Origin of the sequence: Micromonospora phaseoli (assembly GCF_900109115.1) — a bacterium.
In the GTDB taxonomy this organism is placed as follows: domain Bacteria; phylum Actinomycetota; class Actinomycetes; order Mycobacteriales; family Micromonosporaceae; genus Micromonospora; species Micromonospora phaseoli.
Genome location: NZ_FNYV01000002.1, coordinates 756,484 through 780,525, shown reverse-complemented (window position 1 = coordinate 780,525; position 24,042 = coordinate 756,484). Strand labels below are relative to the sequence as shown.

General features: G+C 71.7%; 19 protein-coding genes. 12 read left to right on the top strand and 7 right to left on the bottom strand.

Translation table 11 applies throughout. The features are described from left to right. Window positions 1-16 precede the first annotated feature (16 nt). Window positions 17-1,747 carry an arginine--tRNA ligase gene (gene argS / locus BMY89_RS08180; protein WP_092377297.1) on the top strand — a complete coding sequence of 577 codons (1,731 nt, stop codon included), beginning with the start codon at window positions 17-19 and terminating at the stop codon, window positions 1,745-1,747. A 120-nt stretch (window positions 1,748-1,867) separates the two neighbouring features. Here argS and BMY89_RS08175 read toward each other — a convergent pair whose 3' ends face one another. Beyond that, a complete protein-coding gene (locus BMY89_RS08175) occupies window positions 1,868-2,647 on the bottom strand; it encodes a VOC family protein (protein ID WP_198413976.1) in 780 nt (259 codons plus the stop codon). A 198-nt stretch (window positions 2,648-2,845) separates the two neighbouring features. Here BMY89_RS08175 and BMY89_RS31295 point away from each other — a divergent pair, with 198 nt between their 5' ends. Together BMY89_RS31295 and BMY89_RS08170 are read left to right on the top strand one after the other, a co-directional pair. Then, window positions 2,846-2,971, top strand: a complete 126-nt coding sequence (locus BMY89_RS31295; RefSeq protein WP_269766848.1) for a hypothetical protein — start codon at window positions 2,846-2,848, stop codon at window positions 2,969-2,971. A gap of 167 nt (window positions 2,972-3,138) precedes the next feature. Next, window positions 3,139-4,596 (top strand): glycoside hydrolase family 43 protein, encoded by a 1,458-nt coding sequence (locus tag BMY89_RS08170; RefSeq protein ID WP_092377293.1) that lies wholly within the window; start codon window positions 3,139-3,141, stop codon window positions 4,594-4,596. Between the two features lie 98 nt (window positions 4,597-4,694). On the opposite strand, the gene BMY89_RS08165 is transcribed toward BMY89_RS08170, so the two are convergent. Further along, window positions 4,695-6,086, bottom strand: a complete 1,392-nt coding sequence (locus tag BMY89_RS08165) for a helix-turn-helix transcriptional regulator (RefSeq protein ID WP_092377289.1) — start codon at window positions 6,084-6,086, stop codon at window positions 4,695-4,697. Between the two features lie 292 nt (window positions 6,087-6,378). On the opposite strand from BMY89_RS08165, the gene BMY89_RS08160 reads away from it, so the two are divergent. Both BMY89_RS08160 and BMY89_RS08155 read left to right on the top strand, forming a co-directional pair. Further along, entirely contained in the window at window positions 6,379-6,669 is a 291-nt protein-coding gene (locus BMY89_RS08160; protein WP_092377286.1) for a hypothetical protein, read from the top strand. Between the two features lie 4 nt (window positions 6,670-6,673). After that, entirely contained in the window at window positions 6,674-7,807 is a 1,134-nt protein-coding gene (locus BMY89_RS08155; RefSeq protein ID WP_092377283.1) for a cupin domain-containing protein, read from the top strand. A 67-nt stretch (window positions 7,808-7,874) separates the two neighbouring features. Here BMY89_RS08155 and BMY89_RS08150 read toward each other — a convergent pair whose 3' ends face one another. Beyond that, on the bottom strand, window positions 7,875-9,116 hold the full coding sequence (locus tag BMY89_RS08150) for a chymotrypsin family serine protease (protein WP_111313850.1): 1,242 nt from the start codon (window positions 9,114-9,116) through the stop codon (window positions 7,875-7,877). Between the two features lie 228 nt (window positions 9,117-9,344). Here BMY89_RS08150 and BMY89_RS08145 point away from each other — a divergent pair, with 228 nt between their 5' ends. Beyond that, window positions 9,345-9,572, top strand: coding sequence for a cation:proton antiporter regulatory subunit (locus BMY89_RS08145; protein WP_092377277.1), 228 nt, complete (start codon window positions 9,345-9,347; stop codon window positions 9,570-9,572). Window positions 9,573-9,637: 65 nt separating this feature from the next. Then, window positions 9,638-11,101: a cation:proton antiporter domain-containing protein gene (locus BMY89_RS08140; RefSeq protein ID WP_232521125.1), complete on the top strand. Its 1,464-nt coding sequence runs from the start codon at window positions 9,638-9,640 to the stop codon at window positions 11,099-11,101. Window positions 11,102-11,167: 66 nt separating this feature from the next. On the opposite strand, the gene BMY89_RS08135 is transcribed toward BMY89_RS08140, so the two are convergent. The 3 genes from BMY89_RS08135 to BMY89_RS08125 all read right to left on the bottom strand — a co-directional run bounded on the left by BMY89_RS08135 (window position 11,168) and on the right by BMY89_RS08125 (window position 17,234). Continuing rightward, window positions 11,168-12,856, bottom strand: a complete 1,689-nt coding sequence (locus BMY89_RS08135) for a hypothetical protein (protein WP_232521124.1) — start codon at window positions 12,854-12,856, stop codon at window positions 11,168-11,170. A gap of 465 nt (window positions 12,857-13,321) precedes the next feature. Continuing rightward, entirely contained in the window at window positions 13,322-14,935 is a 1,614-nt protein-coding gene (locus tag BMY89_RS08130; protein ID WP_092377267.1) for a xylulokinase, read from the bottom strand. A 4-nt stretch (window positions 14,936-14,939) separates the two neighbouring features. Further along, the gene (locus tag BMY89_RS08125) at window positions 14,940-17,234 is read right to left on the bottom strand and encodes an aminotransferase class III-fold pyridoxal phosphate-dependent enzyme (RefSeq protein ID WP_232521123.1); all 2,295 of its coding nucleotides are present in this window, start codon (window positions 17,232-17,234) and stop codon (window positions 14,940-14,942) included. An 86-nt stretch (window positions 17,235-17,320) separates the two neighbouring features. Here BMY89_RS08125 and BMY89_RS08120 point away from each other — a divergent pair, with 86 nt between their 5' ends. Beyond that, a complete protein-coding gene (locus tag BMY89_RS08120; protein ID WP_232521122.1) occupies window positions 17,321-18,502 on the top strand; it encodes a PucR family transcriptional regulator in 1,182 nt (393 codons plus the stop codon). 10 nt (window positions 18,503-18,512) lie between these two features. On the opposite strand, the gene BMY89_RS08115 is transcribed toward BMY89_RS08120, so the two are convergent. After that, the gene (locus tag BMY89_RS08115; RefSeq protein ID WP_092377264.1) at window positions 18,513-19,496 is read right to left on the bottom strand and encodes a GlxA family transcriptional regulator; all 984 of its coding nucleotides are present in this window, start codon (window positions 19,494-19,496) and stop codon (window positions 18,513-18,515) included. A gap of 71 nt (window positions 19,497-19,567) precedes the next feature. Between BMY89_RS08115 and BMY89_RS08110 the strand changes: the two genes are divergently transcribed. The 4 genes from BMY89_RS08110 to BMY89_RS29815 all read left to right on the top strand — a co-directional run bounded on the left by BMY89_RS08110 (window position 19,568) and on the right by BMY89_RS29815 (window position 24,037). Beyond that, window positions 19,568-20,839 carry an APC family permease gene (locus BMY89_RS08110; RefSeq protein ID WP_092377261.1) on the top strand — a complete coding sequence of 424 codons (1,272 nt, stop codon included), beginning with the start codon at window positions 19,568-19,570 and terminating at the stop codon, window positions 20,837-20,839. A gap of 207 nt (window positions 20,840-21,046) precedes the next feature. Beyond that, a complete protein-coding gene (gene abc-f / locus BMY89_RS08105) occupies window positions 21,047-22,684 on the top strand; it encodes a ribosomal protection-like ABC-F family protein (protein ID WP_092377258.1) in 1,638 nt (545 codons plus the stop codon). Between the two features lie 286 nt (window positions 22,685-22,970). Then, window positions 22,971-23,576, top strand: a complete 606-nt coding sequence (locus BMY89_RS08100; protein ID WP_198414527.1) for a hypothetical protein — start codon at window positions 22,971-22,973, stop codon at window positions 23,574-23,576. Next, on the top strand, window positions 23,573-24,037 hold the full coding sequence (locus BMY89_RS29815) for a DnaJ domain-containing protein (protein WP_111313851.1): 465 nt from the start codon (window positions 23,573-23,575) through the stop codon (window positions 24,035-24,037). Before BMY89_RS08100 ends, BMY89_RS29815 begins: the two co-directional genes overlap by 4 nt. Window positions 24,038-24,042 lie beyond the last annotated feature (5 nt).

Here is a 24,042-nt window from a genome sequence, read left to right as displayed (position 1 = left end):
ACTCCCGGGAGTACCCGTGACCCTGCCCTCGCTGGCCTCGTCGTTGTCCGACTCCGTCACCGCCGCCGCGGCCCGCCTCGGGCTGTCGGAGCTCGCGCCGCAGGTCCGACGCTCGGAGCACGCTGACTTCCAGGCCGACGGGGTGCTGGCGGCGGCGCGTATCCTGCGGCGGCGTCCGCGGGACGTCGCGGCCGAGGTCGTCGCGGCGTTGCCCGCCGACGGTCTGGTGGCCGCCGCCGAGGTCGCCGGGCCCGGCTTCGTCAACCTGGACCTGACCGACCGGGCGCTGCTGGCGCAGCTCGCCGACCGACTCGCCGCCCCCCGGCTCGGTGTCGGCACGCCCGAGACGGGCGTCACCACGGTCATCGACTACTCGCAGCCGAACATCGCCAAGGAGATGCACGTCGGTCACCTGCGTTCCACCATCGTCGGGGACGCGCTGGTACGGATCCTCGAGCACCTCGGCGGCGCGGTGGTGCGGCGCAACCACATCGGAGACTGGGGCACCCAGTTCGGCATGCTCATCCAGCATCGGGTCGAGCACCCCGAGCCGGTGGACACGACCGATGTCACCACGATGCGCCGGCTGGCCGCGCTGTACCGGCGGGCGCGGGCAAAGTTCGACGCCGACCCGGGGTTCGCCGACCGGGCCCGGCAGCGGGTGGTGGCGTTGCAGGCCGGCGACCCGCAGACCGTAGCCGCCTGGCGGGACATCGTGGCCGAGTCGACCCGCTACTTCACCGACGTCTACGACCGACTCGGCGTCCGGCTGACCGACGCCGACGCGGTGGGCGAGAGCGCGTACAACGCCGTGCTGCCCGACGTCGCCGCCGACCTGGAACGTCAAGGGGTCGCGGTGACCAGCGACGGCGCGCTCTGCGTCTTCTTCGACGACGTACGCGGACCGGACGGTGAACCGACGCCGTTGATCGTCCGTAAGCGCGACGGCGGGTTCGGCTACGCGGCCACCGACCTTGCGGCCCTGCGGCAGCGGGTCACCGAGCTGCGTGCCGACCGGCTGCTCTACGTGGTCGACGCCCGGCAGGCGCTGCACTTCCGGATGGTCTTCGATACCGCGCGGCGGAGCGGCTGGCTACCGCCGACCGTGCCCGCCGTGCACGTGGCGTTCGGCACCGTCCTCGGCCCCGACGGGCGGCCGTTCAAGACCCGGGCCGGCGACACCGTGCGCCTGGTCGACCTGCTCACCGAGGCGGTGGACCGGGCCCGCGACGTGGTCGCCGCGAAGAACCCCGGGTTGACCGGGGCGGCGCTGGACGAGCGGGCCCGGCAGGTCGGTGTCGGCGCGGTCAAGTACGCCGACCTGGCCACCAGCCGGACCCGCGACTACACCTACGACCCGCAGCGGATGCTGGCGCTGGCCGGCAACACCGGGGTCTACCTCCAGTACGCGCACGCCCGGATCCGTTCCATCCTGGGCAGGGCGGGCGGAGCCGAGGCGGCGGTCGACCCGACGGCCGCACTCGACCCGGCCGAGCGGGCGCTGATCCTCGACCTCGACACCTTCGCCGACACCCTGACCGAGGTCGTCGCCGGCTACGAACCGCACCGGCTCTGCGGCTACCTGTACCGGCTGGCGCAGACGTTCACCACGTTCTACGAGCACTGCCCGGTGCTGCGCGCCGAGGCGCCGACGCGCGGCAACCGGCTTGCGCTGTGCCGGCTCACCGGCGACACCCTCCGGACCGGCCTGGAACTTCTCGGCATCGACGCCCCCGACCAGCTGTAGGTGCGCGTTGGTCGACTCCGTTTCGGCGAAGTGGCGGGGTTATGGCGGCCGGAAGACCGCCATGCCGCCGAAACGGCATTCGTTCGTCCCGCACGGACGACTGAGCCGGCGCGTGCCGGTTCAGTGCGGCCGAGCGTCGGGCAGCCAGGGGTCGAGGGAGGACGGATCCCCGACCGCCTCGCGCACCTGGTCGCGCTCCGTCGACGTCAGGGTCAGCGCTCGGAGCCGGGTAGCCCACTCGGGCACCCGCTCCGGCTCACCTAGCGCGATCGACAACTCGACCAGCGCGGCGAGCGCCATTGCCTGCTCGACCGGTGGCGCCGCCTCGCCGTGGCGGCGCAGCCCGGAGTTGAGCGCCCGGAACGCCGCCCGGTCGTCGCTCTTGAACTCGCGCAGGATCCGCGCGTTGTCCAGCACGCGGGCCAGCCCGGTCAGCTGCGGCGAACCGCCGTACTCCAGATCGTCCGGCTCGTCGCGGCGAATGAAGACGACGGTGTTGCCGGAGGGGTCCACGACGCTGAACCGTGAGGCGCCGGGACGGTAGCGGGTGATCCGGGGCAACCCCCGGGCGAGCACCTTGCCGTACGTGCGGCGCATCGCCTCGGTGAACGCCGCGTGGTACGGCGCCACCGAGTCGACCATGACCAGGCAGCCGCCGCTGCTCTCGGCCGAGGGGTCGAGGTCACGTGGCGCGGGACCGTAGTGCAGTTCGAACCCGCTCCACCGCAAGGCCAGGTACACGTACGGCTTTCGCTGCTCGTACGTCGTCACGAAGCCGAGCGCCCGCCAGAAGGCGAGGGTCTCCTCGACGGCCGCGCAGGGCAGCAGCGGCACCGTGGTCTCGTTGGGCTGGACGCGTTCGACGGTCGTCATGAGCTGGCCCCCTGGTGGGATCGACATCCCGGCCAGTGTGCCAACGTCCATCCGCAGTCCTGCCGTGACCGGGTCGGCGGTGGCCGTGCGGGGGTGTGATCTGACGGTCAGGCCGGCGTGGGATCCGGGTGCCGCGCAGTGCCCATTCCAGGGCGTGGTCAGCCACGGCCTCCCAGCCGGGCGCACCGCAGGCCCGGTGGTCCCACCCGGAAACTCTGGAAGTCGGTGACCGACGGGAAGCGGTCGCAGTGCACACCGGGCTACGACGATCTGGACCACTTCCGGGAGATCGGCGGCGACGAACAGGGTGACACCCCGTTCGTCGAATACCTCAAGGACTGGCCCGGCTGACGACGGAGGTCCGGCTGGCCGCTGGCGGCCTACGTCCCGTCTTGACAGCTGCGGGACCGGAGTCGAGACTGCGAAACAAGCCCGAAACAGTGACCGCTGCCGATCGGTCTGCCGGTGATTGTTAGCGCTCACTTTGTACTGCCGTGACGCAGCTGAGGAGAGCCGCCATGCCGAGAGTCCTAGCCAGGGTGAGCGCGCTGCTCGCCGCCGTATGCCTGCTGTCGCTGCCCGCGGCGCAGGCACCCCGGGCCGCGGCAGCCGCGCTCGACCCGTTCACCGGATATTTGATGGCGCATTTCACCGGCGAGTCGGCGACCGGTGAGCAGATCTACCTCGCCCACAGTCGGGACGGGCTGACCTGGCGCGACCTCAACAACGGCGCGCCCGTCCTGCTCTCCACCCTTGGCACCCGAGGGGTACGGGATCCGTCCCTGGTCCGCTCACCGGCCGGCGACCGCTACTGGATCGTCGCCACCGACCTGCGGATCGCCAGCGGGACATCGTGGGGCGACGCGGCCAACCGAGGCAGCACGTCGCTGGTGGTGTGGGAGTCCCGCGACCTGGTGAACTGGTCCGCCCCCTGGCTGATCAACGTCGCGGGCGCCATCCCCGGCGCCGGCAACGCCTGGGCGCCGGAGGCCATCTACAACCAGGCGACCGGCGACTACGTCGTCTACTGGGCGACGAACTCGCTGCGCAGCGGCGTCACCAAGCACCGCATCTGGTACGTCCGTACCAGCGACTTCCGCAGCTTCACCGCGCCTGCCCTCTACATCGAGCGCCCCGGCGGGGGCCAGGGGATCATCGACACCCAGATCGTGGAGGTGCCGGGCAGCGTCGGCGGATACCGCTACTACCGGGCGTCGGCCGACGGGCACATCACGATCGAGGCCAGCAACTCGATCCTCGGCTCGTGGACCAACCTGGGGAACCTTTCGCACCTCGGCATCTCCAACGGCACCGGCGGTGGCAACGTCGTCGAGGGGCCGATGTGGATGCAGTTCAACGGCCGCAACGAGTGGGCCCTGTGGCTGGACCAGTACGCCACCGGCCGGGGATACATGCCGGTCACCTCGACGAACCTGGGCAGCGTCAACAACTTCCGGACCCGCTCCGACTACAACCTGGGCGGCAGCCGCAAGCGGCACGGCTCGATCCTGAACCTGACCGCCGCCGAGGAGAGCCGGGTGCTCGCCCGCTGGGGCACCACCACCCCGGTCAACCGGATCCAGTCGTACACCCACCAGGACCGGTACGTGCGGCACGCCAACTACGACGTGCGCATCGACCCGAACGTCAGCCCCGCCCAGGACGCCCAGTTCCGGGTGGTGCCCGGCCTGGCCGGCGGCTCCGGCCAGGTGTCCTTCGAGTCGGTCAACTACCCGGGCCACTACCTGCGGCACTGGGGGTTCGACTTCGTGCTGGCGGCCAACGACGGAAGCGCGGTCTTCGCTGCCGACGCCACCTTCCGACAGGTCGCCGGGCTGGGAAACTCGTCCTGGTCGTCGTTCCAGTCGTACAACTACCCGGATCGGCATATCCGGCACTACGACTACCAGCTTCGACTCGACCCGATCAACGACGCGCAGGCGCGCAACGACGCCACGTTCCGCCTGACCTCGTAGCCGGGCATCACCGGAGTGCTGTCAGACGGACATACTCATGTCCGTCTGACATCGCGCTCGTGACCAGAAGTACTCCTGCGCCGGCGACCTCTGGGGTCTCAGCCGCCGGCCCGTTGATGCTGATCCCAGGCGCGGACGAGCTGCACGCGGGTGCGGATGCCGAGCTTGTGGTAGATCGACCGCAGGTGGGTGTCGACGGTGTGGAAGGAGACGAACAGGCTCCCGGCCGCCTGCTGCTTGGTGGCGCCCGAGGCAAGCATCTCCGCCACCCGCACCTCCGCCGGAGTGAGGGAGCCGAGCCCGGTAGGGAGCCGACCATCGGCCGGTGGTCGGCGCGCCCCGCCGGCGGCGGTCAACTCGGCGTACCGCTGCTCGGCCGCGCGCTGATCGCCCAGAGCGCCGATCCGTCCGGACAGGCCGGCGGCCTCCAGCGCCGCCTGCCGCGCCTGTGCCCGTGGCAGCTGTGGGCTGCGCGAAAGGTCGAGTAGCGCGTCGGCCAGCGCTGGCCGGGCGGCGGTGGCGCGCAGCGCGTCGACTGCCGAGACCAGCGCCGCCGTGTCCCGTTCGACCAGGCCGCGTGTCTGGGCGGCGAGCGCCCGCCACAGCGGCACCGGTGTGCGGGTCGCCACCGACCCGACGAGGTCGGCGACCCGCCGGGCGGCACGGGGATCGCCGCCGGCCAGGGCGGCGCGGACCAGCCGGGGGCCGGCCTGCGGTACGGCGAGCAGGGGTCGAACGGACCGGTGCAGCTCGGCGACGGCGGTGCCCAGCATCCGGTGCTGCCGGGCCAGTTCAGGATCACCGGCGGCGAGGCAGACCGCCCCGGTCCACAAGGCGCCGTCCGGCCACTGCCGGTCGTCGAGGCACTCGCGCAGCGCGGCGCGCGCCGCCTCCGGCTCGCCCCGGCGGTAGCGCACCTCCGCGAGCACCGCGATCAGCCACGCACGTACCTCCTGGCTGATCTCTTGCGCGCGGTGTCCGAGCGTCATGGTGGCCAGGGTCGCCGCCTCGGAGAGTTCCCCCACCGCGATCATCCGCTGGCAGTCCAGGGCGATGATCATCCCGTGCGTCGGGGCGGTCGTCGTCGCGTTGTCGACCGCCTGGCCGATGGCTGTTCGGGCGTCCTCGAACCGGCCGAGGCTGAGCTGCGTGAAGATCCGTTCGGTCCGGATCAGCGTTGCCTCCCGCCGGGCTGCCGGTACGTCCGGATCGAGGTTGCCCAGGACAGCGCGGGCACCCCGCAGGTCACCGCGGGACAGGTGGCGGGCGGCACGACCAAGGGCCAGGTGAATCGCCGAGGTGGGGGTGCCGCCCGTGGCATGGGCGCGGCCCGCCTCCCGCAGCAGTGCGTCGGTGTCCGGGTGGCCCAGCCGGGCCGCCAGTGCGCCGATCATGGCCAGCAGGGTGGCGCGGCTCGGCTCGTCCAGCAGTTCCCGGGCCAGCGCGGCACGCAGGCGGGCGAAGGCGACCGACGGCCGGTCGGGAGGCACGGCGACTGGCTCGTCGCATCCGGGCGAGTCGGACAATGGCGTTCCCTCCGCTGGTCACCCGGTGTACTGGCTGGCCGTCCCGGCATCGAGCCTAGCCAGGGCGGGCCCGGCGGGCAGCCTGATCCCGACGGCGTCGCCGTTTGCGACGCAACGTCCCGGCCGTCCAGGATCGCCCAATCCGAAATGGCGCGATCACGTGATGTTGTGGGAAGGGGCACGGAGCCGAGTATCGGAGCATGGCAACGAGATGGCCGACCGCAGCTGAGCCGCGAACGCCTGCCGGGGTGGCCGTATGACGCCGACCGTCGTGCCGCCCAGGGGCCGAGCTCAACCGGCCGGACCACCGGGCCTGCTCCGGCTGCGGGTCACGCTCGTCGCGCTGGTCGTGTTGGCCGCGGCCGGGACGCTCGTCCAGGTCCCGGTGTGGGGGCGGCTGCTGCTGGCCGCCATCGCCGCGGCGATCCCCGGCGCGGTGGCGTGGCAGCACGGCCGGGCAGCGGCCCGCAGGCTGCTGGGGCTGCCCGGCGGCGCAGCCGAGCCCACCCGGCGTACCGACGCCTTCCCGAGCCGTGTGAGGAGCTGACCCGATGGCGAACAACGATCCCGAACCGCGTCGCGGCGACCAGGGTGCCCCGCCTTTCGCCGGGCGCAACGTCGAGATGGAGCGGCAGAACCCGGATCTGCTGGTGCCACCGACCACGGACAGCCGGCTGGTGCCCAACCTGAAGTTCTCCTTCTCCCAGGCGCACACCCGGGTCGAGAAGGGCGGCTGGACCCGCGAGGTGACCATGCGGGACCTGCCGGTGGCAACCCAGCTGGCCGGCGTCCAGTTCGGACTGGAGCCCGGCGCGTACCGCGAGATCCACTGGCACCAGGAGTCGGAGTGGTCGTACATGCTCAGCGGCAGCGCCCGGATCAGCGCGGTGGACCACGAGGGGCGCAACTTCACCGAGGACGTGCAGGCGGGCGACCTGTGGTTCTTTCCGCAGGGCATTCCGCACCACATCCAGGCTCTGCAGGACGGTGCGCAGTTCCTGCTCGTCTTCAACGACGGCACCTTCTCGGAGAACAACACCTTCCTGCTCAGCGACTTCTTCGCGCACACGCCGAAGTCGGTGCTGGCGAAGAACTTCGGCTGGACGATGGAGCAGATGGCCGATCTGGCCCAGCGGGAGAAGTACATCTTCGCCGGCGACGTCCCGCCGCCGCTGTCGGCGGACCGGGTGGTGAGCCCGACCGGCGACGTGCCGCGTAGCTTCAAGCATCGGATGCTCGCGCAGGCCCCGCAGCACTTCCGGGGCGGCACGGTGCGAATCACCGACTCGACCAACTTCGCCGCCTCGACGACGACGGCCGCCGCCCTGGTCGAGGTGGAGCCGGGCGGGATGCGGGAGCTGCACTGGCACCCGACGACCGACGAGTGGCAGTACTACATCTCCGGCCGGGGACGGATGGGTGTGTTCGCCGCGTCGGCCGCCGCCCGGACGTTCGACTTCCAGGCCGGTGACGTCGGCTACGTGCCGTTCGCCTACGGGCACTACATCGAGAACATCGGCGACGAGCCGTTGGTGTTCCTGGAGATGTTCCGCCACCCCCGGTTCGAGGACATCTCGGTGATGCAGTGGATGGCCAACACCCCGCACGAGGTCATCGCCGACACGATCAACGTGTCGCAGTCGCTGATCGACGCGCTGCCCCGCGGCAAGCAGGTGGTCATCTAGGGGTGCGGCGGCCGGTGGGCCGGTCCGGTGCGGACCGGCCCACCGGTGTCCCCCCGGAGCGCCTCGATCAGGAGGTGAGCAGCTTCGCGTCCTGGGCCAGCAGTACGAAGCCGATGTCGACGAACGCCACCTCGTTGGCGCAGGAGACGCCGAACTGGCCGCAGGGCACCGCCCCGCGTCCGCCGACGATCAGCCCGGCGGCCAGGGTCCTGGTGAAGTTCTGGGTCAGCGTGAACACCGGCCCGCCGCTGTCGCCGCTGCCGACCGCGGCCCGTCCGCTCACCTGGCGGCCCAGCGCCCCGCTGCTGACGAAGGACCCGCCGCTGGCGAAGAAGAGCAGGTTGATCCGGTCGGTGCGGATGTCGCAGTGCACTCCGGTGCCCGCGCCGGAGGTGCAGACGAACTGGCCGGGGAAGTTGCCGACGGCACCGGCCACCGGCTTGGAGAACTCGCCGACACCGACGCCACCGTCGTAGATCCGCGCGGCGGAGCGGGTCGGGATGTAGAGCGAGTCGGACAACCGCCGGGCGGGCGCCGGTTCGGCGACACCGATCTGCTCGCCGGTGGGGTCGACGAAGCGTACGCCGCCACCCGGGGCGCAGTGCTCGGCGGTGAGCATGCCCCGGCTGATCTCGAACCACAGGAAGTACCGGGCCACCGCGAAGCCGGTGCTGCATCGCAGGTTGGCGCCGGCCACCGGAGCGATGATCTCCGCGCCACCCCACCACGGGGCGCGGTCGTCGCGCCGGCTGAAAGCGGTGATCTCCTCGGTGCGTACCACCGTGACCGGCACGCCGAAATCCCACTCGGACGGGTCGGCGTCCTTGGTCACCCCGAGCAGCAGGCCGCTGCCGTCGACCGCCGGGCCGACGTCGACCAGCCCGGGGTACTTCTTCCAGTTCTCCGGCAGGTCGGTGGTCCGCTCGATCAGCTCGCGCTGGCTGAACTTCGACTCACCCAGCACGACCCGGATCCCGTCGGCCTCGGCGCGGGCGACCTCCTCCCGTACCTCGGATGGCACCTCGCCCCTCCACCACAGGTCGACGGTGCGCCGCTCCACCCGCAGGCGGACCCCGCCGAGGGCGGCGAACTTCTCGTCCAGTTCGGTGATCCGGGTGGCGAACTCGACCAAGGGCACCTGGGCGGCCATGATCTCCGCGGCGGCGTTCGAGCCGGCGCTCGGGTCGTCGCTGGTCCATTCGGGCTTGTCCTCGGCGGTCGCCACGCCGGGTGTCAGGGTCGCCAGGCCGGCGGACAGGGTCAAAGCCAGGGCCGCCGTGAGCAGCCGGCGGATGGGTACTCGGGACACGGTTTCCTCCTGTCGAGCGGCGGTGCGCGTCTGGCGGACCACCGCTTTGGCGGTGCCTCCATGCTGGGCAAGCGCCGGCCCTGACGCGTCCGCCCGGCGGGCGAGTGCCGGCGTCACCGCCACGGTGGACCTCAGGTCCCGGGTCCACCCCGAGGTGGATCCGCCCCTGGCGGACGCTGGACTCGTACCATTGCGCAGAGATCGTGGATCGCGCAGCGGGGAGGGGCCATGGGCAAGGGGATTTATGTGCAGGAACTGCCCGGAATCGGCAAGCGGTACGACGTCGACCTGGGCAGCAACACCCAGCGGATCTCGATCGTGGTACGCCGCGACGGTGCCCGCGACCTGTATGTCTTCGCCGCCGGGACGGATGATCCGGTGGCGGTGATCGAGATGTCGGAGGAGCAGGCTCGCAAGGTGGGTGCCCTGCTGGCCGGCACCTACTTCTCCGAGTAGTCGACTCCGCTCTCGAAAGACCGCCCCGCCCCACTCCAGGAGTCCTCACCGTGCACGCTGACCTCGTGGGATTCGGAGCCCTCGTGCTGATCGCGGGCCTGCTGGCCCGCTTCGGACGTCGGATCAACCTGCCCACCGTGCCGTTCTTCATGCTCGCCGGCATCCTGCTCGGGCCGGGCACCCCCGGCCCCGTGCTGATCGCCCACCCCGAGGACCTGAGTCTGCTCGCCTCCCTCGGCCTGGTGCTGCTGCTGTTCCACCTGGGGGTGGAGTTTCCGGTCGGGCAGGTGCTCGGCAGCGGCAAGCGGCTGTTCGTCGCGGCCGGCTCCTACATCCTGCTCAACGTCGGCGCGGGCCTGCTCTTCGGCTTCGCGTTGGGCTGGGGTGGCCACGAGGCGTTCGTAATCGCCGGCGCGCTCGGCATCTCCTCCTCGGCCATCGTCACCAAACTGCTCATCGAGCTACGCCGGCTGGCCAACGCGGAGACCCCGGTCATCCTCGGCATCATCGTGATCGAGGACCTGTTCCTCGCGCTGTACCTGGCGCTGCTCTCGCCGTTGTTGTCCGGTGCCGGAACGGCCGGGGAGCTCGCGCTGCGCATCGGGCTCAGCTTCGCGTACCTGGTCGTGCTCTTCGCCGTGGCCCGCTTCGGTGCCCGCCTGGTCAGCAAGGTGATCGACAGCAACGAGGACGAGCTGCTGGCCATCCTCATGGTCGGCTTGGTGGTGCTCGTCGCCGGCGTCTCGGCCGAGATCGGTGTCTCCGATGCCATCGGCGCACTGATGATCGGTCTGGTGGTGGCCCGCACCCCCATCCGCGAGCGGGTCGAACGCCTGGTGCTGCCGCTGCGTGACGTCTTCGCGGCGGTCTTCTTCGTGGCGTTCGGGCTGAGCATCGACGTCGGTGAATTCGGCTCGGTGGCGCTGCCGGTGCTGCTGGCGGTCACCATGACCATCGTGACCAACGTGCTCGCCGGCCTGGTCGCCGGCCGGTTGTTCGGGCTCAACCAGCGGGGCGCGGCCAACGTCGGCCTGACGGTGCTGGGCCGGGGCGAGTTCTCGCTGATCCTCGCCACCCTCGCCCTCACCGCCGGCCTCGACGGGCGACTCGGCCCGTTCATCGCCCTGTACGTGCTGATCCTGGCCGTGGTGAGTCCGCTGCTCGCCGCGAACTCCCGCTACCTCGCCCGGATCATCCCGGACCGGCTGCTGCACGCCAGTTGGCGGTACGTGCGCGAGGAGACCATCAGCACCGCCTGCACCCATCTGGACCGCATCCACATCACCGAGTCCGACGCGCAGGCGTGCCCGCAGTGCGTGGAGAGCGGCGACGACTGGGTGCAGCTGCGGATGTGCCTGACCTGTGGCGCGGTGGGCTGTTGCAGTGACTCGGTCAACAACCACGCCGAGGAGCACTACCGGCAGACCGGCCATCCGTTGATCCGGTCGTTGGAGGAGGGCGAGGACTGGCGCTACTGCTACATCGACGGCGCCCTGGTCCGCGAGCCGATGGGCGCCACCCGGGAGTGACGGGCGCTTTCCACGGCCGAAGAAGCGCTGTCGTGTAGCAACTCCGGCCGCCGGCTCCGATCCGCCTCAGTCGAGGTCGTACACCAACGCGCCGTCTATCTCCTCCCGGGTGATGCCGAGGCCGTCCAGGGGTCGGGTGGCGACGCCGTTCCAGGGCGTACCGGCGAGCCGATCCGGCAGGACGACCACCGACCGGATGCCGGCCTGCCGGAGAAATGCGACGCTGCCCGGATCGGGAAAGGTCGTGCTCATCGTGCGGATCTGTTGTTGCCAGGCCGGCACGAAGGTGATCGAACCGTTGGCGACGCGGGGAAACCCGTCGGTGGACCAGAGCATGACGTGGGATTCGGACACCCCGTCGCTGGGCAGGACCAGCAGCGGCTCGGCCGCGGATCGCATCGCTGCCGGGGCGGTTGGCGCGGTGGGGTGGGGGGTGCGGTTGACGCCTTCGACCAGGACCAGCAGCAGCGGGATCAGAAGCAGGATCCTCCCGGCCGGCCGCGGCCACTTCAGACTGGGAAGTTGCCGCCCGAACTCCGTGATCGCTCCCGCCGCGAGAATGGCGAGCAGCAGGCTCGTCCACACCATGAGCCGCCCCGGGGTTCGTAGCGCCTCCCAGCCGGGGAGCAGCCGCGACAACGTCAGATATCCCGGATCGCCCTGACCGACGAGATTGCTGCCCAGGCCGAGCGCACCGCTGACCAGCACACCGAGCCCGAGCAGCACCCGGTGACGAACCCGGAACACCGAGTAGCTCAGCCCGGCCGCGGCCAGCACGATCAACGTGACCCCGGGCAGCAGCGCCATCTCCGGCGGCCAGGACAACTGGGCGCGGGCCGCCTGGAAGTAGTCGCCCCACAGCCACGAGTCCGCGGGCGCGACGAAGTATCCCCGCAGGGGTGGGGAGAACATCTCCGTCCAGGACAGATCCCGGCGAGCCTGCGGATTCAACTCCACCACCCGCAGGAAGGCGGACCCCAGCCAGAGGCACACCCCGCCGAAGACGGCACCACCGAACAGGTTGGCCAGCACCACCCGGCGGCCCAGGACCCACGTACCGGTCCGCCATCGGGCCCAACCAACCGCGGTGAGGACCACCAGTGCGGTGCCGGCCAGGAAGTACACCAGCGGCAGGCCGATCGCGAAGCCGAGGCTCACCTGCCAGGCGGCGACCAGCCAGCCGGCCACGATCCACCCGGGGCGATGCAGCGCCGGTCGGTGACCGTCTCGCAGGGACCAGCCGTGGCCGCGAGCCAGCATCGCCAGGCATAGCGCGACGCCGCCGATGGAGAGGATGTTCAGATGGCCGCTGTGGGCGAGCCGCCACGGCGCGAAGGCCCAGGCGACGCCCGCGACGGCCGCCGCCGTCCGGATACCTCCCAGCTGGCGGACCAGGGCGTACGCCCCGACGAAGGCTAGTGCGTGGGCCAGGACGAAGAGCAGGTTGTAGCGGAACACGGCCGCCTCCACGCCGTGGCCGAGCAGGCCGGCTGGCGCATAGCCGAGCAGATTGTCGGTGTAGGCGTACGTGTACAACTCCGGGAAGAACGTATTGGAGTGCCAGAGACCAAGTGGGTTGGTGACCAGGGCATGCCCGGCCCAGGCAACCTGCCACGCCTGCAATGTGGGATCGCCGATGTCGCCTGGGATGGTGGTCCACGGATGCTTCAGCGTCGGCCAGGTGAGGATGACGGCCACCACCACGCCAGCGATCGCCGCCAATGTCCATTCATGACGCAGCAGGCGCGACGCCATCCGGGCGGTCGCCGCCAGCCGGCCCTGTCCGGGGCGGGACTCGAGCTCCGATTCTGCCTGGTCCGGGTCGGATCGCTGGCGGTCAGCGGAAGAGGTGCCGAGAAGCTTCCGGCGTAGCGTCTGCACGTACCCTCCCGTCGATGACCGGCGCTGACGTCCTAGCGTCGCATCGATGTAAGGGTAAACGCCATCATCGATGGCTACCGAAACTTCCAGGATGGTCGGTCAATCACCAATCCCACTCAGTGGGAGGCGGCGGACAAGCTGATCGAACGCGCGAAGACGCACAACCGTGCGAGTCGATGAACGTCAATGACGGCTTGGGTTGAGGAAAAGGGCCGGATGGTTTCGCGCGTCAGCGCCCGGCCGGCCGGGGCGTGCCTACCGTCTGAGGTCGACCATGGTCCCAGTCTCGCCAGGAGCGACCCGGTGGGGAACCGTTTTAGCAGGTCAGGGCTCAGTGGGTCAGGGCTCCCGGTGGAGGCGTGCGGGACGGTTGAGCCGCCGGTACACCGGGGCGAGGCGCTTGTGCAGCTCCCGGTAGGTCTGGAAGATCTCGTCGTAGGTGGCCCGGTGGGCCGGCGTCGGCGTGAAGACCCGGTCGGTGCGCATCAGTGCGGGGATGTCGGCGAAGGCGAGCTGCCCGGTCCCGACCGCGCCGATCCAGCCCGCGCCCCGGGCGTTGACCGCGATCGGCTGGGCATCACGCCGGATCTCGACGCCGAGCACGTCGGCGAAGATCTGACACCAGGAGTCGGACAGCGCGCCGCCACCGGTGATGGCCATCGAGGTGACCGGCGCGCCGAGGAACCGGTCCACCGCGCCGGTGAGCCAGCGGGTGTTGAGGGCGACCCCCTCGAAGACCGCCCGCAGCAGGTCCGACCGGTTGGTGTCCAGCGAGATGTTGAGGAAGCCGGCCCGTAGGTTCGCATCGTCCACGGGCGCGCGTTCGCCGTACAGCCAGGGGGTGTAGAGAACCCCGTTGGCGCCCGGCGGCACCGTCGGGATGATCGTGTCGAACGCGTCGAAGATGGTGCCCTCGTCGCGGCTGACGTGCCCGGCGCCGAGCAGTGGATCGTCATACTCGACGATCTTGTCCCGCAGCCAGGTCAGGTTGGCCCCGGCGGTGGCCTGAAGGGCCGTCATCAGGTAACGGTCGCCGATGGCGCAGGGCACCGAGGCGATGCCGGCGGCGACGTCGGTCTTCTTCCGGGGTACGTGGGCCGCGATCCACGACGAGGTGCCGACGTACAGGTGCGGTTCGTTGTCGCCGGTGGTGCCGGCACCGATCGCCGCCGCGGTGTTGTCGATCGCGCCGGCCACCACCTGGACGGAACCGGGCAGCCCCAGGTGGGTGGCGGCGGCCGGGGTCAGGGTGCCGATCACGTCGGTGCAGGCGACGATCGGCGGCAGCTTGTCGCGGTCGATGCCGCAGTCGGCCACCAGGGCGGGGGAGTAGCGGATGTGGCCGGGCCGCCGGTTGTCGGTCACCCACGAGGTGAGGATCGAGTCGACGGTGGCCACCACACGTCCGGTCAGCTTCAGGTTGATCCAGTCGAGCACGTTGAGGAACGCCGCGGTCCGCGCGTACACCTGCGGCATGGTGTCGCGGACCAGCAGCATGTGGGCGGCGGGGTCCTTGCCGGTGGGCGACGGCATCCCCCCGGTGAGCCGCAGCCAGCGCGCGATCCGGCGCACCGACATCCCCTGGTACGCGGGGAAGCCGCCGAACTGCCGGCGCAGGTGCGGCGCGCCGCGCATGTCGAGCCAGCTGATGCAGTGGGTCAGCGGCTCGCCGGCGGCGTCCACCGCGATGGTCCCCTCACCCTGGGTGGAGGCGCAGACCGCGCCGACGGCCCGCATCTGCTCGGGGTGGGCCCGGCCCAGCTCGCCCGCGACCTGGCCGAGCGCCGTCCACCAGGCGAGGGGGTCCTGCTCGGCGCCGCCGCCGGGCAGCAAGCGCAGCGGGACGGGGCGTTCGGCCCAGCCGGTGACCGTGCCGTCGGCGGCGACCAGGGCGGCCTTCATCCCCGAGGTGCCCAGGTCGATCGCGAGGATCTGCGGTGGTGTGGCGGCCACCGGGTCAGACTCCCTCGACCAACGCGAAGACCTGGTCGAACCGGGCGAGCGCGTCGTCGATGACCTCGTCGGTGTCGGCCATCGAGGTGTACATCCGGGAGCCGGCGAGGGTGATGATGCCGTGCGCGGTGTACGCCGCGCCCATCTGCTCCATCAGCCGCTTGCGGGCCTTGTTCTCGCGCAGCAACTTCACCGGGTTGCGCATGTCCAGCAGCATCACGCCGCTGCACTCCAGGTGCACGATGGACCCCTGGTTGTACGCGACGTACGGCAGGCCGTAGGAGTCGATCAGCCGTTGCAGGCCCCGGGTGAGCCGGTCACCGGCGCGGCCGGCGATCACCGGGGCGTTGGTCCGGGCCATCTCCTCGATCGCGAAGTAGCCGGCCGCGCAGGACAGCGGGTTGGCCGACAGCGTGCCGCCGACCTGGATGTGCGCCCCGCTCCTGCCGTCCAACCCGGAGCCGAAGACCGCCATCACGTCGGCGCGCCCGCCGACGCCGCCGGCCATCGGGTAGCCGCCGGAGACCGCCTTGCCCAGCACGGTCAGGTCGGGGGTGACGCCGAAGTAGCCGGCCGCGCCGCCGAGGCCGAGCCGGAAGCCGGTGACCACCTCGTCGAAGATCAGCAGTGCGCCGAACTCGTCGCAGAGTTGGCGGACGTGCGCGTTGAAGTCGCGCGGTACCGGGCGGGTGCCGGACTCCGGGCCGACCGGTTCGACGATGACGGCGGCGGTGCCGCCGCGCAGCCGGTTCTCGATCAGTTTGCGCTTGAGCTGGCCCAGGTCGTGCGGGAAGGACTCGCGGGTGCGGCTGGTCGCGCCGAACGGGATGCCCTTGGCGTTCATCCGGTACGTGCCGGGCACCCGCAGGCCGTAGACCATCGTGTCGGACCAGCCGTGGTACGCGCCGCCGACCTTGATCACCATCTTCTTGCCGGTGAAGGCGCGGGCGCCCCGGACGGCGGCCATCACCGCCTCGGTGCCGGAACCGAGGGAGCGGTACATCTGCACGTGCGGCATGAACCGGTGGATGATCTCGGCGAGCTTGAGTTCGTACTCGTGGAACAGGCCGGTCACCGGCCCGCACTGCCGGACCACCTCGGCGACCCGCTCGTTTACCGGGGCGTAGTTGCTGCCCAGGATCGTCGGCCCGCCGGCCTGGAGGAAGTCGATGTAGGTGTTGCCGTCGCGGTCCACCAGGTACGCGCCCTCGGCCCTGTCGACGGCGAGCGGGAACGGGTAGTTGAAGGCCAGGTTGTGCTGCACGCCGCCGGGAATGCGGCTCCTGGCCCGGTCGGTGATCTCCTTGCTGGCCCGGCACTTGGTGTCGAAGTAGTTGAGCACGTCCAGCAGCGCGTCGTGGCGCAGCCCGCGTAGCGGCTGGGCGGTCAGCGCCCTGAGCCGGCGCAGCACGTCGTCGACGTCCGGGTACGCGCTGATGGCGTACCCGAGCCGAGCCGATTCGACGCCCGGCGCCTCGTCCGGCTCGGCGGTGCGGCTGGCGGCGCCGATTTCGGCGGCTACGGCGTCGGCGCTGGGCAACTGCTCGCCGGCGGGTACCCGCACCGGCTCGACCGCCTCGGTGAGCTGCGCGGCGATCCGCTTCTCGTCGGCCCGCAGCTTGCCGAAGGCGATCTCCCGGATCGCGGTCGGGATGGTGTGCACCTTCCCCGCCTCGCTGGTCAGCGCCAGCAGGTACGCGATGGAGACCTTCTCCAGCAACGCCATGTTGAACACCGCCCGGTCCGGGTCGGTGCCCACGGCGACCACCCCGTGGTTGGCGATGATGAACGCGTTGTCGCCGCTGCTCACCTTCTTCTGCACGTTGCGGGCCAGGAACCCGGTGCCCGAGGGGGCGTAGTCGATGATCGCCACCTCGCGACCGAGGAAGCGCACCTGCTCGTCGGTGAGGGCCGGGATCGGCTTGCGCAGGAAGGCCAGCGCCGAGGCGTACGGCTGGTGGGTGTGCACGATCGCGTTGACGTCCGGGCGTTCCCGGTAGATGTTGGCGTGCATCCCGCACTCGATCGACGGCTTCAACCCGGCCCCGGAGTCGTCGGGCACGTGCTTGCCGTCGAAGTCGACGATGCAGATGTCCTCGACCCGCATCCGGTCGTAGTCGTAGTTGCTCGGGGTCACCGCGTACAGCCGATGTCCGGGTACCCGGACCGAGACGTTGCCCTCGGTGGCCTTGAGGTAGCCGCGGGCGAGCATCGTCGCGCACATGTCGACGACGTGCTGGCGGGACGGGCGGTGCTGCACGGCGCTCTCCTCGGTCGGGTCCATCGGCGTCGGGTCCATCGTCGCGTGGGTGTTCCGGTCGAAACACCGTCCCGCCGGCAGCGAGAATCCGGGCCATTCTTATCCCGCCGTGACAAGATCGCGGGGTGAGTGAGCCAGTGGTCGTGACTCCCTGGCGGCGGTTGCCCGCCGACCTGGCCACCGCGATGCGCCCGCACCTGCCTGCCACCGTGGCCGCCGTGGCGGTCGCGGTCACCGAGGCCACGCCCGCCTTCGCGGCCATCGCCGACGACAAGTTCACCCGGGACGTGCACGCCGCCGTCCAGGTGGCCCTCGAACGCTTCCTCGACCTGGTCGGCACCGCCGATCCGGCGCTGCCACCCCGGTTCCGGGAGGTCTTCGTCGCGCTGGGCGCCGCCGAGGCACGCGAGGACCGTGGCCCCGAGGCGCTGCTGGCCGCGCTACGGATGGCGGCGCGGTTGCTGCTGCGCACCGCGTCGCAGTCACTGGCCCGGCTGCGGCCGGTCGACACCGAGGAACTGATCGACCTCTCCGACGCGGTCAGCGCGTACGTGGCCGAGCTGGCGGCGGCGAGCACCGACGGGTACGCCCTTCAGGTGCGCGAGCAGGCCGGTGAGGGTGACCGCCGTCGGCAGCTCGCCGAACTGCTGCTGCGTGGCGACGCCATGCCCGGCGCCGTCGAGGCGGCAGCCGCCCGGATCGGCTGGCCCGAGCTGGACGTCGTGGTGCCCGTCCTGCTGCCGCCCGACCAGGCCCGCGACGCGCGGTTCCGGTACGGCGCCGACGGCCTGGTCATCGAGCGCGCCCGGGACGCGGTGCTGCTGCTGCGGGCCGGTCCCCGGGCGCTGCGTGCGTCGCTGGCCGATGCGCTGGCCGGGCGGTGGGCCGTGGTCGGACCGGCACTGAGCTGGCCCCAGGTGCCGGTGGCGGTCCGGCTCGCTGAGCTGACTTCCGGGCTGCTCGGGCCCGTCCCGGAGCCGGTCTTCACCGACGACCACCTGGTCGCGCTGGCGCTGCGCGGTGAGCCGGGCGCGCTGTCCGTGCTCACCGCCCGCCGCCTGGCGCCGCTGGCCCACCTGCGTCCCGCGCAGCGGGAGAACCTGCTGGTGACCGTGCACAGTTGGCTGCGGCACTGGGGCTCGCGAGCCGAGGTCTCCGCCGAGCTGTTCGTCCACCCGCAGACGGTCAGCTACCGGCTCAAGCGCCTGCGCGAGCTGTACGGCGCCGACCTCGACGACCCGGCCGCCCGGTTCGAACTCCTGGTGGTCCTGGCCAACCACCTGCACACCCCGGCCCACCACCCGTAGCGGCCCGTGCCTACCCGGCACGCCCTGCCGACGCGGTCGCCCGGTAGCGGAACACGTGGCGGTAGGTCTGCGGTGTCATGCCGCTGATCCGGCCGAAATGCTGGCGCAGGTTGGCGCCGGAGCCGAAGCCGGTGCGGTGGGCGATCCGCTCCACCGGATCCTCGGTGGTCTCCAGCAGCTCCTGCGCCAGCCGGACCCGCTGCTCCAGCAGCCACTGCAACGGGGTGGTGCCGAGGATGTCCCGGAACCGTCGGGCCAGCGTTCGGGGGCTCAGGTTGGCCTCGCGGGCCAGGTCGTTGACTGACAGTGGCCGGTCGAGACGGTCACGCGCCCACTCCAGCACCGGGCTCAGGTCGGCGGGGGATGCGCCGCGTACCGGGGGCGCGGGGTACTGGGTGTGGTCGGCGGCCCGCTGCGGTGCGACCACCATCCGCCGGGCCACCTCGTTGGCCACCGCGGCACCGTGGTCCTGCCGCACCAGGTGCAGGCACAGGTCGATGGCGGCGGCCGTACCCGCCGAGGTGAAGATGTCGCCATCGGCCACGTACAGCACTCGGGGGTCGAGGTCGACGAGCGGGAACCGGCCGGCGAAGTCCTGCGCGTTCATCCAGTGCGTGGTGGCGCGGCGGCCGTCGAGCAGCCCCGCCGCGGCGATCGCGTACGCGCCGGTGCAGATGCCGACGATGCGCTTGCCCCGGGCGTACGCGATCCGCAACGCCTCGATCAGGGCGGGCGGGGGGTCGATCTGGGTGGCTCGGGCACAACCGGGCACCAGCAGCGTGTCGGCCTCGACGAGGTCGTCGAGGCCGTACGCCGGGTCGAGCCACGAGCCGCCGGTGGTACGCAGCGGACCGGGCTCGGCAGCGCACAGCCGCATCTCGTACCAGGGGTCGACGATGTCCCGCCGGTCCGTGCCGAACACCTCCTGCGGCACCGCCAGCTCGAAGATCGGCAGGTTGTCGGTCACCGCCACCGCGACGACGTGCGTACGCATGGCAGAAATCTAACGCAGCCCGGCGCCAATCCACCTGTCCGCTCTGGCCGCCCGCGGGCGACGGTGATCTCATGACTCAGACCCACCCCACCCCGGTGACCGGTGGCCGGCTGACCGCCGCCCAGGGTGCCGCCCTCTACGTCGGCGCCGTGCTGGGCACCGGGGTGATCGCGCTTCCCGCGCTGGCCGCCGAGGCCGCCGGACCCGCGTCCCTGCTCGCCTGGCTGCTGCTCGTGGTCGTCTCCGCTCCGCTCGCGGCGACCTTCGCCGCGCTCGGCTCCCGCTACCCGGACGCCGGCGGCGTCTCGACGTACGCGCGAATGGCCTTCGGGCCCCGGGCGGCGGCCGTCGTCGGCTGGTGTTTCTACTTCGCGGTCCCGCCGGGCGCCTCCGCGGCGGCGCTGTTCGGCGGTGCCTACGTCGAGGCCGCGCTCGGTGGCGGCACGGTCACCGTGGCGGCCACCGCGATGCTGCTGATGGCGGCGGTCACCGTCACCAACCACTCGGGCGTGCAACTGGCGGGACGGGTGCAGCTCGCCCTGGCCGGCGTGCTGGTCACCTTTCTGCTGCTGGCGGTGCTGCTGTCGCTGCCGCACGCGTCCGTTGGCAATTTTGAGCCGTTCGCCCCGCAGGGCGTCACGGCCATCGGTCCGGCAGCGGCGCTGTTGATGTGGAGCTTCGTCGGCTGGGAGGCCATCACCCATCTGACGGGCGAGTTTCGTCGACCCGCGCGGGACCTGCCCCGGGCCACCGCCGCCGCGGTCGTGGTGGTCGGCGTGTTGTACCTGGCGGTGGCCTTCGCGACCATCGCGGTGCTCGGCTCGGCGGCGGCGGAATCCGATGCGCCGCTGGGCGAGCTGCTCGCGGTGGCGCTCGGCGGGGACGCCCGCTGGCTGTCCGCCGGTGCGGCGCTGCTGCTCACCTTCGGCGCGATGAACGCCTACTACGCCGGTGCCGCGAAGCTCGGTGCGGCGCTGGGCCGCGACGGTGCGCTGCCCGGCTGGCTGGCACGGGGAAGCGTGGCCGGCGAGGTGCCGCGCCGCAGCCTCGCCGTCACCGCCATCCTGGCCTTCCTGGCACTGGCCGCGGTGGTGGCCGCCGGGCTCGGCACCCGGCCGCTGGTGCTGGTCGCCACCGGCTCGTTCATCGCCGTCTACCTGATCGGGGTCGCGGCGGCACTGCGACTGCTGCCCCGGCGCAGCGGAGCCTGGTACGCCGCCGCCGCGACCATCGGGGTGGTGCTGCTCCTGCTGCTCATGACCGGCGTCTACCTGATCTGGCCGGTGGTGGTGACCGGAGCCGCGCTGCTCTACCTCCGGCTGCGCGGCCGGATCCGCTCCTGAACCGCGGCGGGCAGTTGTTACGCTGGGGGCGCTCGCACGGATCAACCGCGCGATGGGGGAACGAGGAGCGCGACATGCTTTCGGGGGACGACGACATCTCGGGGTGAGCCGCCCCGCCGCCCGTCCGGCGGCCTGTCCTGTCGTGGCCCTGTCTGCCTGTCCGGGGCGCCGATCGCGTTCCCGGCATCCTTCCCGAGGTCTCCTGCGATGTCTGACGTTTGCGTCGTCTGTACCAACCTGTCCTTTTCCTGGCCCGACGACACTCCGGTGTTCCGGGACCTGTCCTTCACCGTGCCGCCGGGCCGGACCGGTCTGGTCGCGCCGAACGGCGCCGGCAAGTCCACGCTGCTGCGGCTGATCGCCGGTGAGCTGACCCCGACCGGCGGTGGGGTGAGCGTCGAGGGTGTGCTCGGCTACCTGCCGCAGAACCTCCCGCTGGCCGGGGAGCTGACCGTGGCCGAGGTGCTGGGCGTCGCCCCGGCGTTGGCGGCGCTGCGGGCGATCGAGGCCGGCGATGCCAGCGAGGAGAACTTCGCCGCGGTCGGCGACGACTGGGACGTCGAGGAGCGCAGCCGCGCCGAACTCGACCGGCTCGGTCTGGGCGAGGTGGCCCTGGACCGTCGCCTGCACACCCTCAGCGGCGGGCAGGTGGTCTCTCTCGGCCTGGCCGCGCAGCTGCTCCGACGCCCCGACGTGCTGCTGCTCGACGAACCGACCAACAACCTGGACATCGACGCCCGGCACCGGCTGTACGCGGTCCTGGAGGACTGGTCGGGCTGTTTGCTGCTGGTCAGCCATGACCGGATGCTGCTGGATCGGATGGACCGGATCGCCGAGCTCGACGGCGGGCAGTTGCGCCTGTACGGCGGGAGCTTCACCGCGTACGCCGAGGCGGCGCGGGCGGCCCGGGACCTCGCAGAGCGCAACGTGCGCAGCGCCGAGTTGGAGGTCAAGCGGGAGAAGCGGGAGATGCAGCAGGCTCGTGAGCGGGCCGAGCGTCGCGCCGGCAACGCCGCCCGTAACCTCGGCAACGCCGGTCTGGCCCGGATCGTCGCCGGTGGACTCAAGCGCAGCGCGCAGGAGTCGGCCGGCCGGGCCCAGCAGGCACACGCCAGCCGGGTCGGCGACGCGCAGGGCCGCCTCGACGAGGCCAGCCGGGCGTTGCGGGAGGACCAGGCGCTGACGTTGGACCTGCCGGAGACCGACGTGCCCGCCGGCCGGACCCTGGTCGAGGGAGACCGGATGCAGGTGCGGCACGGCAACCGGGCGTTGTTCGCCGGAGACGGTGTCGACCTGACCATCCGGGGGCCGGAACGAATCGCGCTGACCGGGCCCAACGGGGCCGGCAAGTCCACCCTGCTGCGGCTGCTGCTCGGCGAACTGGAACCCGAGGGCGGGCAGGTGCGTCGGGCCGACGGTCGGGTGGCGTACCTGTCGCAGCGGCTGGACCTGCTCGACGAGGACCGCACGGTGGCGGAGAACCTCACCGCGTACGCCCCGGACCGCCCGCAGTCGGAGCGGATGAACCTGCTGGCCCGGTTCCTGTTCCGGGGCGCCCGCGCCCACCTGCCGGTGGGCGTCCTCTCCGGTGGGGAGCGCCTGCGCGCCACCCTCGCCTGCGTCCTGTACGCCCAGCCGGCGCCGCACCTGCTGCTGCTCGACGAGCCCACCAACAACCTGGACCTGGTCAGCGTGGGCCAGTTGGAGAACGCGCTGAACGCCTACCGGGGCGCGTTCGTGGTGGTCAGCCACGACGAACACTTCCTGCACGACGTCGATGTGCGGCGGTGGCTGCGCCTCGACGCCGGCGACCTGCGGGAGATTCCCGCGCCCGAGACCGAGTGAGGGGTACCTGGCGGGTGCGGCTGGCCGGGCGCACCTGGGACAGAACGCGGCGGTGCAGGGGGACCGGAGGCGGGCACGACGGCGGTAAGGTGGACGGTACTGACGCTGTGTGATCGGGGAGGCGGCCGTGGCGTCGAATCACCTACCCGTGCCAGATCCTCGATCTGCTGGCCGGCCAGCGTCCCGGACGGCGCCCGGCCCGCTCGTCGGCCGGGCCGGCGCCGAGCCGGTGCCGAGTCGGGTCGCCGGGGTTCCCACTCCCGTCCACGACGCCGGGACGCTGGGCTTGGTCGACCGGCCTGGACGCGACCACTGGTGGCAGCAGCTCGGTGAGCAGGTGCGCGATCGGATGGTGGCCAGGGTCGGCCCGGTGGTCGAGTGGTGGGCGGACTGCCACCACACCGACGTGCGGCGCCCGTACGCGGTCGTGTTCGGCGCGCGGGGGCTCGCCGTCGCCAAGCCGACCGTCAACGATCGGGGCGGGCCAGCGCAGCTGATCACCGTCGTCCCGTTCGTGCCGTCGTCGCTGCGACACGCGGTCGTCGTGCAGAAGCCCACGCGGCGGGTGGCCGGGCGTCCGGAGCTGCCGGCGGGCCACTCGGCACCCTCGGCAGTGGGAGAGGTGCCGTTGCCCCGGCAACTGCGCGACCTGCTCGGCAACCTGCCGGCGGAGGCGCAGGCGCGACTGCAGTGGCCGTTCGTCAATGGTGACGTGCTCGACGAGAGCGATCGTTACTACCATGGCGGCAGCAACGAGCTGGACGTCTGGGCCTACCTCGCCGGACGCAGGTGGGTGACGTTCGTGTCCGGCCACGGCATCGGGCTGTCCGGGCCGGTGCACCGGGCCTCGTGGCGGCTGATCTGCCGGCAGGCCGAGGTCGCCGGACGATGAGACGCTCCCCGGACGAGCCGGATTTCTACACGGTGCTGGGCGTGGCGGCCGACGCCACCGAGGCCGAGATCCTCCGCGCGTTCCGCCTGCAGGCGCTCGTCCACCATCCCGACCGGGGCGGCGACGCCCACGCCTTCCGGCTGCTGTGCCGCGCCCGGGAGACGTTGCTCAACCCGGGTCGGCGGAGCGCGCACGACCGGCGGCGGCGCAGTGCGGATACGGCGCCGGGCCGGTCCGAGCCGCCGCCCGGCCCGGAGCAGGGCGCCGCCGATCCGTTCGAGTGGGCGCCGGGCGCCGCGGATCCGTTCGAGTGGGCGCAGGGCGCCGGGCCGAGCAGCGAGGGGCGGTCGCGCCGGACCGCCGGATCGCAGGCGTACCACGACCCGTTCTCGGCATACCAGGCTGGCTACTCGTGGCGGCGCAGCGACCGGTTCGCCTGGTGGCAGGGAAAGCCCCAGTGATGGTG

What these genes read in the sequence shown, in the direction of transcription:
- BMY89_RS08175 (WP_198413976.1), bottom strand. Translation starts at nt 2,647, where the DNA reads ATGTCGATCCCACCAGGGGGCCAGCTCATGACGACCGTCGAACGCGTC.
- BMY89_RS08170 (WP_092377293.1), top strand. Translation starts at nt 3,139, where the DNA reads ATGCCGAGAGTCCTAGCCAGGGTGAGCGCGCTGCTCGCCGCCGTATGC.
- BMY89_RS08160 (WP_092377286.1), top strand. Translation starts at nt 6,379, where the DNA reads ATGACGCCGACCGTCGTGCCGCCCAGGGGCCGAGCTCAACCGGCCGGA.
- BMY89_RS08155 (WP_092377283.1), top strand. Translation starts at nt 6,674, where the DNA reads ATGGCGAACAACGATCCCGAACCGCGTCGCGGCGACCAGGGTGCCCCG.
- BMY89_RS08145 (WP_092377277.1), top strand. Translation starts at nt 9,345, where the DNA reads ATGGGCAAGGGGATTTATGTGCAGGAACTGCCCGGAATCGGCAAGCGG.
- BMY89_RS08135 (WP_232521124.1), bottom strand. Translation starts at nt 12,856, where the DNA reads ATGGCGTCGCGCCTGCTGCGTCATGAATGGACATTGGCGGCGATCGCT.
- BMY89_RS08125 (WP_232521123.1), bottom strand. Translation starts at nt 17,234, where the DNA reads ATGGACCCGACGCCGATGGACCCGACCGAGGAGAGCGCCGTGCAGCAC.
- BMY89_RS08115 (WP_092377264.1), bottom strand. Translation starts at nt 19,496, where the DNA reads ATGCGTACGCACGTCGTCGCGGTGGCGGTGACCGACAACCTGCCGATC.
- BMY89_RS08110 (WP_092377261.1), top strand. Translation starts at nt 19,568, where the DNA reads ATGACTCAGACCCACCCCACCCCGGTGACCGGTGGCCGGCTGACCGCC.
- abc-f (WP_092377258.1), top strand. Translation starts at nt 21,047, where the DNA reads ATGTCTGACGTTTGCGTCGTCTGTACCAACCTGTCCTTTTCCTGGCCC.
- BMY89_RS29815 (WP_111313851.1), top strand. Translation starts at nt 23,573, where the DNA reads ATGAGACGCTCCCCGGACGAGCCGGATTTCTACACGGTGCTGGGCGTG.